Raw genomic sequence first — 17729 nt, 5'->3', positions numbered from 1 at the left:
AGGAGGATTAAGTAATGAAGGTACCATTTAATTGGATTAAAGATTATGTTGATATAAATGTAGACGCTAAAGAACTTGGAGATATACTTACGCTTACAGGTTCACAACTTGAAGAGGTAGAGATTCAAGGAGATAGTATTAAGAATGTAGTTGTTTGTTATATAGAACAAATAGAAAAGCATCCTGATGCAGATAGATTAAATGTTTGTCAAGTTGATATTGGAACAGAGAAAATTCAAATAGTTACAGCTGCAACTAACATGAAAGAAGGAGATAAAGTTCCTGTTGCTCTTCATAAATCTATTTTAGCTGATGGAACAGAGATAAAGAAGGGCAAGATGAGAGGTGTTGTATCTAATGGTATGTTCTGCTCAGAAGAAGAGCTTGGAATAGCTGGAGATGAGCCAGTACATGGACTTATGATATTACCAGAAGATGCTCCTATAGGAATGGATATAAAAGAATATCTTAAACTAAATAAAGCTATACTAGATTTTGATATTACATCTAATAGACCAGATTGTTTAAGTATGGTGGGTATGGCAAGGGAAACAGCTGCAGCGTTTAGAACAACATATAAAATGCCAAACCTTAACTTTGAAGTTAAATCTTCTAAAAATATAAATGATGAATTAAAGGTAACCATTAAAAGTGACCTTTGCAGAAGATATATGGCTAGAGGAGTTAAAAATGTTAAAATAGTTCCATCACCAAGTTGGATGCAAGAAAGATTGCTTGAAGCGGGTGTCAGACCAATAAATAATATTGTAGATATAACAAATTTCGTAATGTTAGAAATTGGTGAACCAATGCATGCATTTGATAAAAGACAGCTAACTACTGAGGAAATTGTAGTAGATAGAGCAAAAGATGGAGAAAAGTTTACAACTCTTGATGAAATAGAAAGAGAATTAGATTCAAGTTTCTTATGTATTAAGGATGGAGACAAAACAGTTGCCCTAGCTGGTATTATGGGTGGACTAAACTCAGAAATAAAGGAAGATACTACTGAAGTTGTATTTGAATGCGCAAATTTTGATGGAACTAATATTAGAGTTAACTCTAAGGTTTTAGGCCTTAGAACTGAAAGTTCATCAAGATTTGAAAAGGATATTGATCCAAATTTAGCACAAATTGCATTAGATAGAGCTTGTGCTCTTATTTGTGAATTAGGTTCTGGGGAAGTAATGGAAGGAACTATAGATGAATATCCTTCGGTTAAAGAAATTTCTCATATGACAGTATCTGCAAGCTGGATTAATAAGTTCTTAGGAACTGATATAACTAAAGCAGAAATGAAAAGTGCATTAGATTCTTTAGACCTAAATACTGAAATAAATGGAGATAACTTAGAGATAACTGTACCTACATTTAGAGTAGATATAGGAATAAGAGAAGATATAGCAGAAGAAGTTGCAAGAATTTATGGATATGATAAGATTCCTACCACAGTGTTTGATGTGACTCCTATGAGAGAAAACAAACATAAAAATGATATTCTTAGAGAAGTTGTTATTGATGCATTAATAGCTTCTGGGCTAAATCAATCAATATCTTATTCTTTTGTATCACCTAAGGTTTTTGATAAAATAAAGGTAGCAGAAGATTCTGAACTTAGAGATGTTATTAAAATTAAAAATCCATTAGGAGAAGATTTCTCAGTAATGAGAACTTCAACTTTGCCTTCTATAATGGAATCACTTGGAAGAAATTATTCGAGAAATAATGAATATGCTAAGCTTTTTGAAATAGGAAAAGTTTATGTTAAGAGCGAAGAGGAAAATAAACTTCCAAATGAAAAGAATATTTTAACTATTGGTATGTATGGAAAAGTTGATTTCCTTGATTTGAAGGGTGTAGTTGAAAATGTGCTTGATAGATTAGGAATTACTAAGGCTAAATTCGTAAGGGAAAGTGAAAATCCTACATTCCATCCAGGAAAAACAGCGGGAATTCAATTAAGAGGTAAGAGTGCAGGTATATTTGGTGAAATACATCCAGATGTACAAGATGAATATGGGTTAGATGTTCCTTCTTATGTAGCTGAATTGAATTTAGATCTTTTATATGAAGCTTCTAATGTTAAGAGAGAGTATGCACCAATTCCTAAGTTTCCAGCTGCTACAAGAGATATAGCTATTTTGGTTGATGATAGTATACTTGTTGGAGATATTGAAGAATGTATGTTAAGAGCTGGTGGTTCAATAGTTGAGAAGATAGCACTATTTGATATTTATAAGGGTTCTCAAATTCCAGAAGGTAAGAAGAGTATAGCTTATGCAATAGTGTATAGAGATGCAAAAAAATCATTAACTGATAATGATGTAAATAAAGTTCACGATAAAATATTGAAGAGCTTGGAAAATAAAGTTGGAGCACAATTAAGATAAAATGTTGTTGATTTGTTGCGTATAGGATGAAAGTAGTAATAATATTGTAAGATTTTGGCTAGCTGATTTTTTATCAGCTAGCTTGTTTTATAGGTTTAATTCCCCTATAATTATTTATAAAGACAATTTTGAGAGGTGTTACTATGATTAAAGTTACAGTTACTATAAATGGAAGAGAATATAATTTAAAGGGTAAAGAAGATGAAAATTATTTAAAAGAAGTATCTGAATTTGTTAATAGTAAAATAAAAGAAATTACAAGTAAGAATACCTTTTTAAGTACAGGAGATGCAGCAGTCCTAGCGGCAATAAATATAGCAGATGAACTTTACAAAGGGGATATTGAAGTAGACAGATTAAATAAAATTAAGGTTTCATTAGAGGAAAGAAATCAAACCTTAAGCGATACAATAAAGGAATTACGTGAAAGAATAGAAAAGATTCATGGAACTAGTAATAAAGTAATCGGTGATTTAGAAAATAAAGTTGGTAAGTTAAATGAAAATATAATAGAACAAACTAATAAGAATAAAAATTTATTTGATGAGAATAGTAAATTAAATAGTAACAATGAGAGCTTACAAATTGAAATTGAAAATCTAAAAAAAGAATTATCTAAAGTAAATAATTTAAATGGATATTTGGACGAGCAAGTAGAAAAAGAAAGAGAAAAAAATACTATTCTAGAAGAAAAGATAAAAGAAGCATCTTATGCTGAAAATGCTATCAAAAAAGAATTAACAGCTGCTTTAAATGAAAAAGAACAAATTAATAAACTACTTGACGAAGGAAAGTATTCAGAAGATATTTTAAATAATGAAATAGAGTCATTGAAAAAGAAAAATAAAGAGCTTAATGATGAGATAAAGAGGATTAGTAATTCGAAAGAATCTGTTGAAGAAGAACTTGACATAATAATGGGACGTAATGAGGAATTGAAAGATGAAATTAATAATTTAAATAAAAGCGTCACTAGCTTAAAAGGGAAAATAGATGAAAAGAATAAAGAACTAGATATGGAAAAATCAATAAAGGCATCCTTTGAGGAAGAGTGTAGAATAAAAGGTATTAATGAAAAAGAAATATTAAATGAAGAAATTCAAGAAAAGAAAAATATCATAAGTGAACTAGAAGAAAAAGTAGAAAGGTTAACTTATGAAAAAACAAAAATATTGGATAGTGGTAAAGAATCTAGAAATGAGTTGAAGACTTCAAAATACAGGATTTTAGATTTAGAAAAGAAGCTGTTAGATGCTCAAATTGAAATGGCAAAGATGAAGAAAGCAAATAATCCGTTAATGAAATAGAGGATAAAATTAAGATTATTGTAGGATGATATATTTAATATTATTTTATAATAATCTTTTTTTTATGTTATAAATGGGTCATGAATAAAGAAAATTGGTAATATTGAAGGTTTTATGATATAAATAAGATTAGACATGCTGATTATGATAGTAGACTATAGGAGAGATGAAGATGACTAAAATAGAATTATTGGCTCCAGCAGGGAGCATGGAAAGTCTTTATGCTGCAATAAATAATGGAGCAGATGCAGTTTATTTAGGCGGGAGCAAGTTTTCAGCTAGAGCCTATGCATCAAATTTTGATAATGAAAATATGAAAATAGCTGTGGATTATTGCCATAGTTATGGAGTTAAAATATATGTAACAATGAATACAATTCTTAAGGAAAAAGAGTTGAAAGAAGCTGTAAAATATGCAGGATATCTTTATGAAATAGGAGTTGATGCTTTAATAATTCAAGATTTAGGTTTACTTAAGCTAATTAAAGAAAATTATAAAGATTTTGAAGTTCATGCGTCTACTCAAATGACAATACATAACGGTGAGGGAGCTTTATATTTTAAGGAAAAAGGTTTTACTAGAATTGTTCTTTCAAGAGAACTTTCACTTGAAGAAATAAAACATATTTCAAAGGATTTAGGTATTGAGACAGAAATATTTGTACATGGAGCATTATGTGTTTGTTATTCTGGAAAATGCTTGATGAGTTCGATGATAGGTGGGAGAAGTGGAAATAGAGGTAGATGTGCACAACCTTGTAGGATGCAATATACATTGAAGTCTAATTCAATGGGAGAAAAGAAAGGATTCCTTTTGAGTCCTAAGGATATATGCACAATAGAGGATGTTAAAGACATAATAGAAAGTGGAACTTCATCATTAAAAGTTGAAGGAAGAATGAAGAGGCCTGAATATGTAGCCGGTGTTACGGAAAATTATAGAAAAGCTATTGATAAAGAGTTGAAAAATGAAAAATATAATATAGCTGAAGGTAAGAGAGTGTTACTTCAATTATTTAATAGAAGTGGGTTTTCTAAGGCATATCTCAGAAAGAATGTAGGAAAAGATATGATGAGTTATTCTTTTGCTAAAAATACTGGAGTCGAAATTGGAAAGGTATTAGATAATGGAGAGGTAATATTAAATGAAAGTGTAACTATAGGTGATGGGATAAGATATGGAGAAAATGGATTCACCTTAAGTAAAATTATGGTAAAAGGAAATGAAGTTAAAAGAGCTGAAAGAGGAGAAAGGGTAAAGTTATTTCCAAAGGGATATAAAAAGGGAGATATGCTATTTAGAACATCTAGTAAAGAACTTTTTGACTCTTTGGAAGAAAAAATCAAACCTTATTATAAAAAGATAAATTTATATGGTAAAGTAAATTTTAAAATAGGAGAAGAAATTACAATAACTGCTATACTAAATGGAAAAACTTATTCCGTAAAAGGTGACATGGTTGAAAAGGCCGAAAGAAAACCCTTAGAAAAGGATAGGATTAGGGAAGCTTTAAAAAAATCAGGGGATTGTCCATATAAACTAGAAGAAATTGAGTTTGCTTGTTATGAAGAAGGTTTTTTAAGAATAGCATCTTTAAATAATCTAAGGAGAGAATTGTTTGAGAAGATAAGGAAGCAAGAAACATCTTTATATAGAAGAAAAAGAGCTTTAGGAGTAAAGGATAGTGAAGAGTATAAAAATATACCAAAGATAGATATTTTATTCACATGTATTACGAAAGCTCAGCTAGATTCTTTGCTTAAGGAGAATATAAAAAGCATTGGTGTTGATTTATTTAGTAGGGAGAAAGATGCAATAAGACTTTCAGATTTAGAAAATATAAAAAATACTAATGTATATCTACTAATTCCTGAAGTTATTAAGGAAGAATTTAATTCAATAGTTAATACTATAGAGAAGTGCAAGGAGAATATAAAGGGAATAATAACTTCAAATGTAGGTGTAATTAACATATATAGAAATGAACTTAGTATAATAGGAGATTATAAGCTTAATATATTTAATTCTCACGCATTAGATTTTGCAAGAAAAGATTTAGGTATAGTTTCTCTTAGTTTAGAACTTAATAGAAAAGAAATAAAAGAAATCATGAAGAGTAATATTAAGGGAGTAGCTTATAATATGTATGGAAAAACAGAAGTAATGATAAGTGAATATTGTCCTATAGGAAGTACTTTTGGTGGTAAGTGCAATGATAAAGAGTGTAATAGTGCTTGCATGAGAGATAATTTTACATTGGTTGATAGAATGAATGAAGAATTTAGAGTAATGACTGATGTATATTGTAGGAGCCATATCTTAAATAGTTCTCCATTGAATCTAATAGAAGAAATTGAAGATTTAAAATCAATGGGAATTGAAACTTTTAGAGTAGATTTTAAAGATGAAGGACAAGAAGAAGTTATTAAAGTTTTAAATATGATAAGAGGTAGCGTTAAGGTTGATACAAACCTATATACTAAGGGCCATTATAGAAGAGGTGTTGAATAAGAAATGAATGAAAGAGCATTAAGAGTATTAGAATTCAATAAGATTAGAGACAAAGTTAAGAGGTATGCAGTAACTAGTGGAGGAAAGGAACTTGTAGAAAAATTAGCTCCTTGTGAATCAATATTTGATACAAGAAATGCATTGCAAGAAACTGATGAAGCTTGCAAATTGATTATAAAAAAAGGAAATCCTCCATTTGAAGGGTTGCATGATGTGAGAGAGGGCTTAGAAAGAGCGAAAAAAGGTGGAAGTTTATCAGCTGCACAATTATTATATGTAGGTAATATGTTAAGATGTACAGACAAAGTTAAAGGCTACTTAGAGAGAAAAGATGAAGAGGAAAAGTATGATAAATTAGAAGATTTGGCATATATACTTACTCCTATAAATAATTTGAAATTAGAAATAGAAAGAGCCATTATTTCTGAAGAAGAAATAAGCGACAGAGCAAGTGGAACTTTGCATGGAATTAGAAGGAGTTTAAAGGAAAAAAATTCTTCAGTAAGAGAAAAAGTTAATTCTATAGTGAGAAGCAATGCAAAATATCTTCAAGATGCCATATATACCATGAGGGGAGATAGATATGTAGTTCCTGTAAAAGCCGAATATAGGGGTGCTGTGCCAGGACTTGTTCATGATCAAAGTTCAACAGGAGCAACTTTATTTGTTGAGCCTATGAGCTTAGTTAATCTTAATAACGAAATAAAGGAATTAAAGTTAAAGGAACAAGCTGAAATTGAAAGAATTCTTTTAGAACTATCTAGAAAAGTAAGGGATAATGTAGATGTACTTGAAAGTGATATGAAGATATTACTGCAGTTTGATTTTATATTTGCAAAGGGAAAATATTCGTTGTCCATTAATGGAATAATTCCTGAAGTGAATAGTGATGGTGTATTTGATTTAATTAATGTGAGACATCCGTTATTAGATCCGGATGTAGCTGTTTCTTCTGATGTGTACTTAGGTAAGAATTTTACAGCTTTAATGATAACAGGGCCCAATACAGGCGGGAAAACTGTAACCCTTAAAACAGTTGGACTTGTACATATTATGGCAATGAGTGGATTGTTAATATGTGCAAAGGAAGGATCGTCTATAAGTTTCTATAGAGAGGTATTTGCTGATATAGGAGACGAGCAAAGTATAGAGCAAAGTCTTTCAACATTTTCCTCACACCTAACAAACATTGTTGAAATAATGAAAGTGGCAGATAAAGAATCTTTAGCTTTATTTGACGAGCTTGGGGCAGGAACAGATCCTACAGAAGGAGCGGCGTTAGCTGTATCAATTATTGAAACGTTAAAGGAGAGAGGAACTAAAATTATAGCTACTACTCATTATAGTGAACTTAAAGGATATGCCTTAAAAACTCCAGGGGTAGAAAATGCTTCAGTGGAATTTGATGTTGAAACCTTAAGACCTACATACAGATTGCTAATTGGAATACCAGGTAAATCTAATGCATTTGAAATAAGTAGGAGACTTGGATTAAATGATTATGTTATAGATAAAGCAAAAGAACATATATCAAAGGAAAATCTTCAATTTGAAGATTTAATAAGAGATTTACAAGAGAAGAGTATAATTGCTAATAGAGATGCAAGAGCCGCTGAGAGATTAAAGAATGAAACAGAAACAATTAAAAAGACTTATGAAGATAAACTTAAGAGACTTGAGACAATTAGAGATAATGCTTATAATGAGGCGCGAAGAGAAGCTAAAGAAATAATAGCTAAAGCCAAAGACGAAGCTGATGATATATTAAAGGCTATGAGAGAACTTGAAAAGATGGGTATCTCAGGGGGCGGAAGAAATAGATTAGAGGAAGAAAGAAAGAAATTAAAGGATTCACTTGAAGAAAAAGAAAAAGCTATGATAAAGGCAAGAGAAAATTCAGGAGAAGTAATTGAAAAAGTAACACTTGGAATGGATGCATTTTTACCTTCATTAAATCAAAAAGTAGTTATAATTTCTATGCCTGATAAAAAAGGTGAAGTTCAAGTTGAAGCAGGTATAATGAAGATAAGTGTAAAATTGAAAGATCTTAGAACGAGTGAAGGTGCTTCCAAACCGAAAGAAAAGAAGAGGAAAAGAGAAGTTAATCTTAACTTGAGGGCTGTTGAAAACAGTATTGATTTAAGAGGACTAGATGGGGAAGAGGCATGTTATAGAGCAGATAAATATCTAGATGAAGCTTATATGGCAAACCTAGGTGAAGTTACAATAGTACATGGTAAAGGTACTGGAGTTCTTAGGCAGGCAATAAATACTATGTTAAAGAAACACATTCACGTAAAAAGTTATAGACTAGGGGTTTATGGCGAAGGTGGAGATGGTGTTACAGTAGTTGAATTAAAATAAAATGATTAATATTTATATATTTATGCAGTAATGAAATTGAGGTGCTAAAATGTATTTGATAAGTGCATGCTTATGTGGAGTCAATTGTAAGTATAGTGGCAAAAATAATTTAAATAAGGATTGTGTTAAATTGTTGGAGCAAGGTGAAGCTATTTTAATTTGTCCTGAACAATTAGGTGGATTGACAACTCCGAGAAAACCAGCAGAGATTATAGGTGGTACAGCAAGAAGTATTGTAGAAGATGGAATAGGTAAGGTAGTGACTTCAGAAGGTGAGGATGTAACTGAATCTTTTATAAAAGGTGCTGAGGAAACTATAAAGATTGCCAAAACTTCTGGTACTATAGCAGCAATACTAAAAGAAGGTAGTCCTTCTTGTGGATGTAATTATATTTATGATGGAAGCTTTTGTGGTAGTAAGATAGCTGGTGAAGGCATTACAGCATATATACTAAAGAGATCAGGAGTAGATATACTATCTGATAAAGAATACAGTGAGAAGATAGAAGAGAGTAATAAGCTAATTTATCTGTCAGATTATGATTTTAAAAGAAAAGACGTGGATGAGAATTTTGGAAATGAAGAAAGTGCAATAGTTTATAGCATTATAAAAGATGATGAAGAAATAATTACAGACTTACCTGAAAATGTTGAGAAAAACATGAAGAGATTGATAATAACTATGGCAAAAGAGATGTTTGGACTTGAAACATTAGAGGATATAGAAAGTGCCACGGGCTTTACTAAGAAAGAGATACTAGAAGTTCTTGAAGAGAGTAAGGATGAATAAAATTTAGGCAGCATTATTCAAAGTACTCTATCTAGTTAAATTTGAAACACTTAATAATATTATTACATCAATGAAATAATTAATCTTGACACTGGAAAATAAATATGTGATACTTAGCATATAAAGGAAACAATTACATTAAAGTAATAACAAAGTTTTTTGGGAATGTAGGCTATAGAGAGATGAGAGAATTCGGCCACATAAAACAGAAATTACTTAGTTAGATGTAACTAAGTAATTTGAAACTTCTATTTTAAGCAATATAAAAAATTATTTGTTTAAAATGAAGTGTGTTTTATGTGGCTATAATTATGGAGAAAATTAACTAATTCTTAATAAAACTAGTTTTACTAAAATCATAAGTATGTATTGTGTTATTTACCGGTAATATCAATAAGAAGATTAATTTATGAAAGTAGGTGGATATAAAATAATTCTATGTAATGAATATAATAATCAAAAAGTACTATAAAATAGAATGGAGAGAGTGCTATGATAATTTTTTTAGCAGAGCTTATAGGAACGTTATTACTTATTCTATTAGGAGATGGTGTTGTTGCAAACGTTGTCTTAAAGAATTCTAAAGGATATGGTGCAGGCTGGATGGTAATCACAACTGGATGGGCTATTGCAGTGGCGGTCCCTGCTTTGATTTTTGGAAGCTACAGTGGAGCACATTTTAATCCAGCATTAACAATTGCTTTTGCTGTAATAGGAAAAGTAGCATGGAGCGAAGTTCCAATATATTTAGCAGGACAATTTATAGGTGGATTTTTAGGAGCCGTTTTAGTGTTTGTTCATAACTATGATCACTTCAAATGTAGTGAAGGCAAAGAAGACAAGCTAGCAGTATTTTGTACAGGTCCGGCTATAAGAAATAAGATAATAAACTTTACTTGCGAGGTCATAGGTACATTTGTATTAGTTTTTGGAATTTTAGGAATAGGAGCGCAAAACTTGACTAATGGAGTAGGTACATTATTTGTAGGTTTATTGATTTGGGGAATTGGATTAAGCTTAGGAGGGACAACAGGTTATGCAATTAATCCAGCTAGAGATTTAGCACCAAGAATCGCACATGCGGTTTTACCTATACCTAATAAAGGTGATTCAGATTGGGATTATTCATGGATTCCTGTAGTTGGACCAATAATTGGTGGTGTTTTAGGGGCTTTAGTTTATACAATGCTTTTTTAATAAAATAATCATATTTTAAAGGCAAACTTTCATACCATGATTTGACACTATAAAATTAGTGTGTAATACTTAGGATGGGAAGAAAACAATTACATAGGAGTGAACATGAATATAAAAGAATTATTAGAAGAAAATCCAATTATAGCAGCAGTAAAAAATGAAGAACAATTAGATAAGGCTGTAAATTCAGATGCTGAAATCATATTTGTTTTATATGGAGATGTAATTAACATTAAAGAAATAAGCAATATCATAATATCTAGTAATAAAATAGGGATAATTCATATCGATTTAGTTGAAGGATTTACAAATAAGGAAGTTGTCATAAGGTATATAAAAGAAGAAACAAGATTTAGTGGAATAATTAGTACAAAACCACAAGTAGTTAAGCTTGCTAAGAAATATGATTTGTTAGCAGTTCAAAGGTTCTTTATATTTGATACACTTTCATTAAACAATGTTAAGAATCATTTGATTTCTGAATGCGATGCAGTAGAAATTTTACCTGGAATAATTCCAAAGGTAATTGATATAATTGCAAAGTATTCTAATAAACCTGTAGTTGCCGGAGGTTTAATTGAAACTAAAGAAGAGGTTATGGAGGCTTTAAGTTCAGGAGCTACATGTGTGTCTACGACTAAAAAAGAAATTTGGGACATGTAGTCTATATAGAATTAAGTTTTAGAGAAATATTAGATAGCAGAGGAGTGCGTTATATGAAAAAATATATTATAGCCTTAGATCAAGGAACTACAAGTTCAAGAGCAATAATTTTTGACAAAGAACAAAATATATTTGGTGTAAGCCAAAAGGAATTTACCCAAATATATCCAGATAAGGGGTGGGTTGAGCATAATCCTTTAGAAATTTGGGCAAGTCAATATGGAGTTTTGCAAGAGGTAATGGCAAAAACTAATATAACTCAAGATGAAGTTGCAGCTATAGGAATTACAAATCAAAGAGAAACAACAATAGTATGGGACAAAAAAACAGGTGAACCAGTATACAATGCTATTGTTTGGCAATGTAGAAGAACAGCAGCAATAATAGAAGAGCTTAAAGAAGATAAAGAATTTCAGGAATATGTAAAAGAAAATACAGGATTATTATTAGATGCATATTTTTCGGCAACTAAAATAAAATGGATTTTAGATAATGTTGAAGGTGCACGTGAAAGAGCGGAAAATGGGGAGTTATTGTTTGGTACAGTTGATACTTGGTTAGTATGGAAACTTACAAATGGCAAAGTTCATGTAACCGATTACACAAATGCGTCAAGAACAATGCTTTATAATATAAAAGAATTAAGATGGGATGAAAAGATTTTAGAGAAACTTAACATTCCAAAATCAATGTTACCAGAGGTTAGAAATTCATCAGAAGTTTATGGATATACAAACCTTGGAGGTACTGGAGGAGTTAGAGTTCCTATAGCAGGTATGGCTGGAGATCAGCAATGTGCTCTATTTGGACAAACTTGTTTTGAAGAAGGTAGTGTTAAAAATACCTATGGAACAGGTTGCTTCCTTCTTATGAATACAGGAAAAAAGATGATACAAAGCAAAAATGGATTAGTAACTACCATTGCAATAGGAATTGATAACAAAGTACAATATGCATTAGAAGGTTCAGTGTTTGTTGGAGGTGCTGTTATTCAATGGATTAGAGATGAACTTAAGTTAGTTAGTGATGCAGCAGACACAGAGTATTTTGCAAAAAAAGTTGAAGATAATGGAGGCGTTTATATTGTTCCAGCATTTACTGGACTTGGTGCTCCATACTGGGATATGTATGCAAGAGGAGCCATTATGGGATTAACAAGAGGAGCTAATAGAAATCATATTATTAGAGCTGCACTTGAATCTATCGCTTATCAATCAAGAGACTTAATAGATGCAATGCAAGAAGATTCAGGATGTAAGCTTACAAGTCTTAAAGTTGATGGTGGGGCTTGTAGAAATAATTTATTAATGCAATTCCAAGCTGATATTACAGGTGCAGATGTTGTAAGACCTATAATAACAGAAACAACAGCTCTTGGTGCAGCATACTTAGCTGGTCTTGCTGTAGGTTTTTGGAAATCTAAAGAAGAAATTGCGGAAAAGTGGGCTGTAAGTGAGACTTATACTCCTAATCTAGATGAAGATAAAAAGAATAAATTATACAAGGGATGGAATAAAGCGGTTAAGAGAGCAAAAGAATGGGAAGAAGATTAAAATAAAAGCTGGACATGTATACCTATACAGGCTATAATGTAAGTATAAAATAAATAATAAAATGCTGAGAGAATTTAGAGTCAAGCATAAAAAATTTGGTGATTATTCACCTTGTTTTTAGCTTGGCTTTTTTTACGTAATTAAGGAGGGTTTAATATGTATGATGTAGCAATAATTGGAGCAGGTGTCATAGGATGTTCCATATTTAGAGAATTAACCAAGTATAACTTAAAGGTAGTTGTGTTAGAAAAAGAAAATGATGTTTCACTAGGAACAAGTAAAGCAAATTCGGCAATAGTGCATGCAGGATATGATCCTAAGGAAGATACTTTAATGGCAAAGTACAATGTTAAAGGAAATGAAATGTTTGGTGATTTATGTAAGGAGTTAAGCGTTCCTTTTAAGAGAAACGGATCACTTATATTAGCTTTTGATGATGAAGATATGAATACAGTAAAAAACCTTTATGAAAATGGAAGCAAAATAGGAGTTAAGGATTTGAAGATTTTAACAAAGGAAGAAACCTTAGAATTAGAACCAAACCTTAATGAAGATATAAAAGGAGCATTATATGCACCAACTGGTGGTATAGTTGGACCATTTGAATATACTATAGCTTTAGCAGAAAATGGAGTTTTAAATGGTGGAGAAATTAAATTGAGAAAAGAAGTTGTTTCAATAGAAAAAGATGATTCCTTTAAAATTTCAACTAAGGATGGGGAAATAGTAGAAGCTAAATTTGTTATAAATGCTGCTGGAGTTTATGCTGATAAGATACACAATTTAATTTGTAAAGAAAGCTTTAAGATAATTCCAAGAAGTGGTGAATATTATGTAATGGATAAAAGCCAAGGAAGTTTAGTTAGTCATACAATATTCCAATGTCCATCAAAGCTTGGAAAAGGAGTATTAGTAACACCAACTGTTCATGGAAATTTATTAGTTGGGCCTGATGCAAGAGATATAGAAGATAAAGAAGATTTAGGAACAATTGCAGAAGGATTAGAAGAAATAAGAGAATCTGCTATGAAAACTACAACAAAAGTTAATTTTAGAGAAGGAATAAGAAATTTTGCAGGCCTTAGAGCTAATCCAGATACAGGTGACTTTATAGTAGAAGAAAATGACGAAGTAAAAGGTTTTGTAGATGTTGCAGGAATGAAATCACCAGGATTATCTTCAGCTCCAGCTATAGCACTAGATGTAGTTAGTATATTAGAAAAAGCAGGATGTAGCTTAGAGAAAAAAGAAGATTTCATAGCAAAAAGAGATCAAATTCATTTTATGGAATTGGAACCAAAGGATAAGGCTAATCTTATAAAAGAAAATCCTGAGTATGGGAGAATTGTTTGTAGATGTGAAAGTATAACAGAAGGAGAAATAGTTGATGCAATAAAAAGAAGTTTTGGAAGCATATCCTTAGATGGAGTAAAGAGAAGATGTAGACCAGGAATGGGAAGATGTCAAGGTGGATTCTGTGGACCAAAAGTTCAAGAGATAATAGCAAGGGAATATGATGTTCCATTAGAAAGTGTTATGTTGGAAAAAGATAAATCTTATATATTAGTAGGGAAAACTAAGTAGAAGGGGGACAAAGTTATGAGTTATGAATTAATCGTAGTAGGTGGAGGACCAGCAGGCCTTGCAGCAGCTTATGAAGCATATAATAATGGAATAAAAAAGATATTAATTATAGAAAGAGATAAAGAATTAGGTGGAATACTAAATCAATGTATTCATAATGGCTTTGGGTTACATACTTTCAAAGAAGAACTTACAGGTCCAGAATATGCAAGTAGATTTATTGAAATGGTAAAAGATACTGATATAGAAGTGAAACTTGATACTATGGTATTAGAAATAACAAAGGATAAAAAAGTTTATGCAATAAATTCAGAAGAAGGATATATGGAACTTGAAGCCAAGGCTATAATCCTTTCAATGGGATGCAGAGAAAGGACAAGAGGGGCGATAAATATACCAGGTGATAGACCAGCAGGTGTATTTAGTGCAGGTGCAGCTCAAAGATATATTAATGTTGAAGGGTATATGCCTGGAAAGGAAGTTGTTATTTTAGGATCTGGTGATATTGGTCTTATAATGGCAAGGAGAATGACTCTTGAAGGAGCAAAAGTTAAAGCAGTAGTAGAATTATGTCCATATTCAAATGGATTAAATAGAAATATAGTACAATGCTTAAATGATTATGATATTCCATTATATCTATCCCATACAGTTGTAGATATTATAGGTAAAGAAAGAGTTGAAAAAGTAGTAATAGCAAAGGTAGATGAAAACAGAAGACCTATTAAAGGGACAGAAATAACATTTGATGCAGATACTTTGTTGTTATCAGTAGGACTAATACCAGAAAATGAATTATCTATTAATGCTGGAATTGAACCTGATAGAAGAACAAATGGATTAAAAGTTACAGAAAGTATGGAGACATCAGTAGATGGAATATTTGCCTGTGGTAATGTAGTTCATGTTCATGACTTAGTTGATTTTGTAACAGAGGAATCAAAACGTACAGGTATTTCAGCAGCTAGATATATAAGAAATGAACTAAAGAAAGATAAATATGTAAATATAATTAATGGTAATAATGTTAATTATACAGTTCCACAAAGATTAAATATAGATGATGTTAAAGATAAGTTAACTGTATTTATGAGAGTAAATAATATATATCACAACAAAGCACTAGTAGTTAGAAGTGGAGACGAGATTATAGCTAAATTTAAAAGAGCTCATTTGGCACCATCAGAAATGGAAAAAGTGGTTTTAAGTAAAGTGCTATTAGAAAAAGTTAAAGAAGATATAACAATATCATTAGAGGATGGTGAGTAGAAAATGGAAAGAGAATTAATATGTATATGTTGTCCTAAAGGCTGTCATTTAAAGGTTGAAGAGGACACTTTAAAAGTTAGTGGAAATACTTGTCCTAGAGGAGCTGAGTATGGAGTAAATGAAGTTACAAATCCAGTTAGAATAATAACTTCAACAGTAAAGGTTAATGGAAGAGAAGTGCAAGTAGTTCCAGTAAAAACTCAAAAGCCAATACCAAAAGGTCTTACTATGAGGTGTATGGAGGAAATAAATAGAATTAGTGTAAATGCTCCAGTTAAAATAGGAGATGTTTTAATTAAAGATGTACTTCAAACTGGTGTTGATGTTGTTGCAACAAAAAATGTTTGGAAGTAATAGAAGGCTTAGAAGCAGCTTTGTGATTAAGTTGCTTCTAAACCTTATTTTTACAGCTAATGAATTAGTATCTTACAAACAATGATTGCATACTTTGCTATTGTATAAAAAAACTATAGAATAGAAATTTTAAATCTCTACTCTATAGGATAAGATAAAAAAGCTAAATGACAGTTTTTATATAAGTTACTGTAGAATCTTCTGTCCCTTGAACATAAAGATTAGCACGTTTTAAATCATCTACATAATCTATGATTTCTTTAGTAATTTTTTCACCAGGGCAAAGTAATGGTATACCTGGTGGATAGGCTAAAAGAAATTCTCCAGAAATTTTGCCTTCACTTTCTTCAAGTAAAGTATCTTCTTTTTTAGCGTTAAAGGCTTCACGTGGTTCTAGTATTTTTTTTGGAATGGATGGAATGTCCAAAAAGTCAGGCGTTGCTGGTCTTTTTCCAATAAATTCTCTTGATATTTCTTTTAAGGCATTTAATAATTTGTCCATACCTTCCTTTGTATCACCAAAAGATCCAACAGCTAAAACATTATAAAAATCAGATAATTCCATTTGAATATGGTATTTATCAGCTAATATTGTATCTAGTTCGTATCCAGTTATCCCTAGTTCTCTACAGGATATAGTAAGTTTAGTAGAATCAAAAGCATAAGAGCCATCTTTTCCTAGTACTTCTTTTCCAAAACAATAAAAACCAGGTATCTTATTTATTTCTTCCCTTGTATAATCGCATAACTTTATGGCTTGATCTAAAAGTTTTTTTCCATCTAAAGCAATTTGTCTTCTAGCACAGTCTAAAGATGCCATTAAAATATAAGAAGGAGAAGTGGTTTGTAAAAGATTTAATCTTTGTTGTACTTTTTTAGGACTAACTAAGTTGCCTTTTACATGAAGTAGAGAGCCTTGAGTTAATGATCCTATAATTTTATGTGTACTTTGAGCACAAATGTCTGCTCCTGCTTCTATAGCTGACATTGGAAGTTTATCTGAAAATGCCAAGTGTGGGCCATGAGCTTCGTCTACAATTAATGGTATATTATATTCATGAACTATATCTGCGATTTTCTTAATATCAGTAGATACTCCATAGTAAGTAGGATTAATTAGGAGTACGGCTTTGGCATCAGGGTTGGAATCAAGGGTTTCTTTAACTGTTGAAGGAGTAACTCCGTGAGCAATTCCTAATTTTTTGTCAAGTTCAGGTTGCATAAATACAGGAGTAGCTCCGCTTAATATAATTCCGGCAGTAACAGATTTATGAACGTTTCTAGGAACTATTATTTTATCTCCATCAGATACAACAGACATAATCATTGCTTGTATAGCACCAGAAGTTCCATGAATTGAAAAAAAACTAGCATCTGCACCATATGCATCTGCAGCAAGTTCTTGAGCTTCTTTAATAGGGCCTGTTGGATGATGTAAGCTATCTACTAGTTTGAATACTGTAACATCTATCTTAAAAGGGTTTTCTCCCATAAAATTCTTAAATTCGTTATCTATACCTACTCCTTTTTTGTGTCCAGGTACATGGAATGGTAGAGTATCTCTGTTCACGTATTCTTTTAATGCATCAAATAAAGGAGTTCTATTTTGATCAAATTTGTTCATTTATACACCCGCTTTCATGAGTTTAGTTTAATTATTTTTTTAGAAATTAATCCTATATGATTATATTGTATAAATTTGTAGGATGCAATATTAATATATGAGTTTTCAAAGAATTTGATGTA

Annotated in this window: 12 protein-coding genes; 11 read left to right on the top strand and 1 reads right to left on the bottom strand. The window is 31.1% G+C overall.

The genetic code is table 11. The features are described from left to right. The first annotated feature begins 14 nt into the window (after positions 1-14). The 11 genes from pheT to H9661_RS01810 all read left to right on the top strand — a co-directional run bounded on the left by pheT (position 15) and on the right by H9661_RS01810 (position 15983). The gene (gene pheT, locus H9661_RS01860; RefSeq protein WP_191767566.1) at positions 15-2390 is read left to right on the top strand and encodes a phenylalanine--tRNA ligase subunit beta; all 2376 of its coding nucleotides are present in this window, start codon (positions 15-17) and stop codon (positions 2388-2390) included. Between the two features lie 143 nt (positions 2391-2533). Next, positions 2534-3697: a cell division protein ZapA gene (locus tag H9661_RS01855; RefSeq protein WP_191767565.1), complete on the top strand. Its 1164-nt coding sequence runs from the start codon at positions 2534-2536 to the stop codon at positions 3695-3697. Positions 3698-3869: 172 nt separating this feature from the next. Then, on the top strand, positions 3870-6209 hold the full coding sequence (locus H9661_RS01850; RefSeq protein ID WP_191767564.1) for a U32 family peptidase: 2340 nt from the start codon (positions 3870-3872) through the stop codon (positions 6207-6209). Positions 6210-6212: 3 nt separating this feature from the next. Further along, a complete protein-coding gene (locus H9661_RS01845) occupies positions 6213-8573 on the top strand; it encodes an endonuclease MutS2 (protein ID WP_143314450.1) in 2361 nt (786 codons plus the stop codon). Positions 8574-8622: 49 nt separating this feature from the next. Then, on the top strand, positions 8623-9363 hold the full coding sequence (locus tag H9661_RS01840; RefSeq protein WP_191767563.1) for a 2-thiouracil desulfurase family protein: 741 nt from the start codon (positions 8623-8625) through the stop codon (positions 9361-9363). A gap of 492 nt (positions 9364-9855) precedes the next feature. After that, a complete protein-coding gene (locus H9661_RS01835) occupies positions 9856-10560 on the top strand; it encodes an MIP/aquaporin family protein (RefSeq protein WP_143314446.1) in 705 nt (234 codons plus the stop codon). Positions 10561-10665: 105 nt separating this feature from the next. Continuing rightward, entirely contained in the window at positions 10666-11223 is a 558-nt protein-coding gene (locus H9661_RS01830) for a glycerol-3-phosphate responsive antiterminator (RefSeq protein ID WP_143314444.1), read from the top strand. 53 nt (positions 11224-11276) lie between these two features. Continuing rightward, complete coding sequence (glpK, locus tag H9661_RS01825; protein ID WP_143314442.1) at positions 11277-12776, top strand: glycerol kinase GlpK; 1500 nt, start codon at positions 11277-11279, stop codon at positions 12774-12776. Between the two features lie 156 nt (positions 12777-12932). Further along, positions 12933-14360 carry an NAD(P)/FAD-dependent oxidoreductase gene (locus H9661_RS01820; protein WP_143314439.1) on the top strand — a complete coding sequence of 476 codons (1428 nt, stop codon included), beginning with the start codon at positions 12933-12935 and terminating at the stop codon, positions 14358-14360. Positions 14361-14375: 15 nt separating this feature from the next. Further along, positions 14376-15629 carry an NAD(P)/FAD-dependent oxidoreductase gene (locus tag H9661_RS01815; RefSeq protein ID WP_143314437.1) on the top strand — a complete coding sequence of 418 codons (1254 nt, stop codon included), beginning with the start codon at positions 14376-14378 and terminating at the stop codon, positions 15627-15629. 3 nt (positions 15630-15632) lie between these two features. Then, a complete protein-coding gene (locus tag H9661_RS01810; protein WP_143314435.1) occupies positions 15633-15983 on the top strand; it encodes a DUF1667 domain-containing protein in 351 nt (116 codons plus the stop codon). 163 nt (positions 15984-16146) lie between these two features. Here H9661_RS01810 and H9661_RS01805 read toward each other — a convergent pair whose 3' ends face one another. Further along, a complete protein-coding gene (locus H9661_RS01805) occupies positions 16147-17607 on the bottom strand; it encodes an aminotransferase class I/II-fold pyridoxal phosphate-dependent enzyme (RefSeq protein WP_191767562.1) in 1461 nt (486 codons plus the stop codon). Between the last annotated feature and the right edge of the window lie 122 nt (positions 17608-17729).

Source organism: Clostridium cibarium (genome assembly GCF_014836335.1).
GTDB classification, from domain to species: Bacteria; Bacillota; Clostridia; order Clostridiales; family Clostridiaceae; genus Clostridium; species Clostridium cibarium.
The sequence above is the reverse complement of the archived record's forward strand: the minus strand, read 5'-3'. Positions and strand labels throughout refer to the sequence as shown.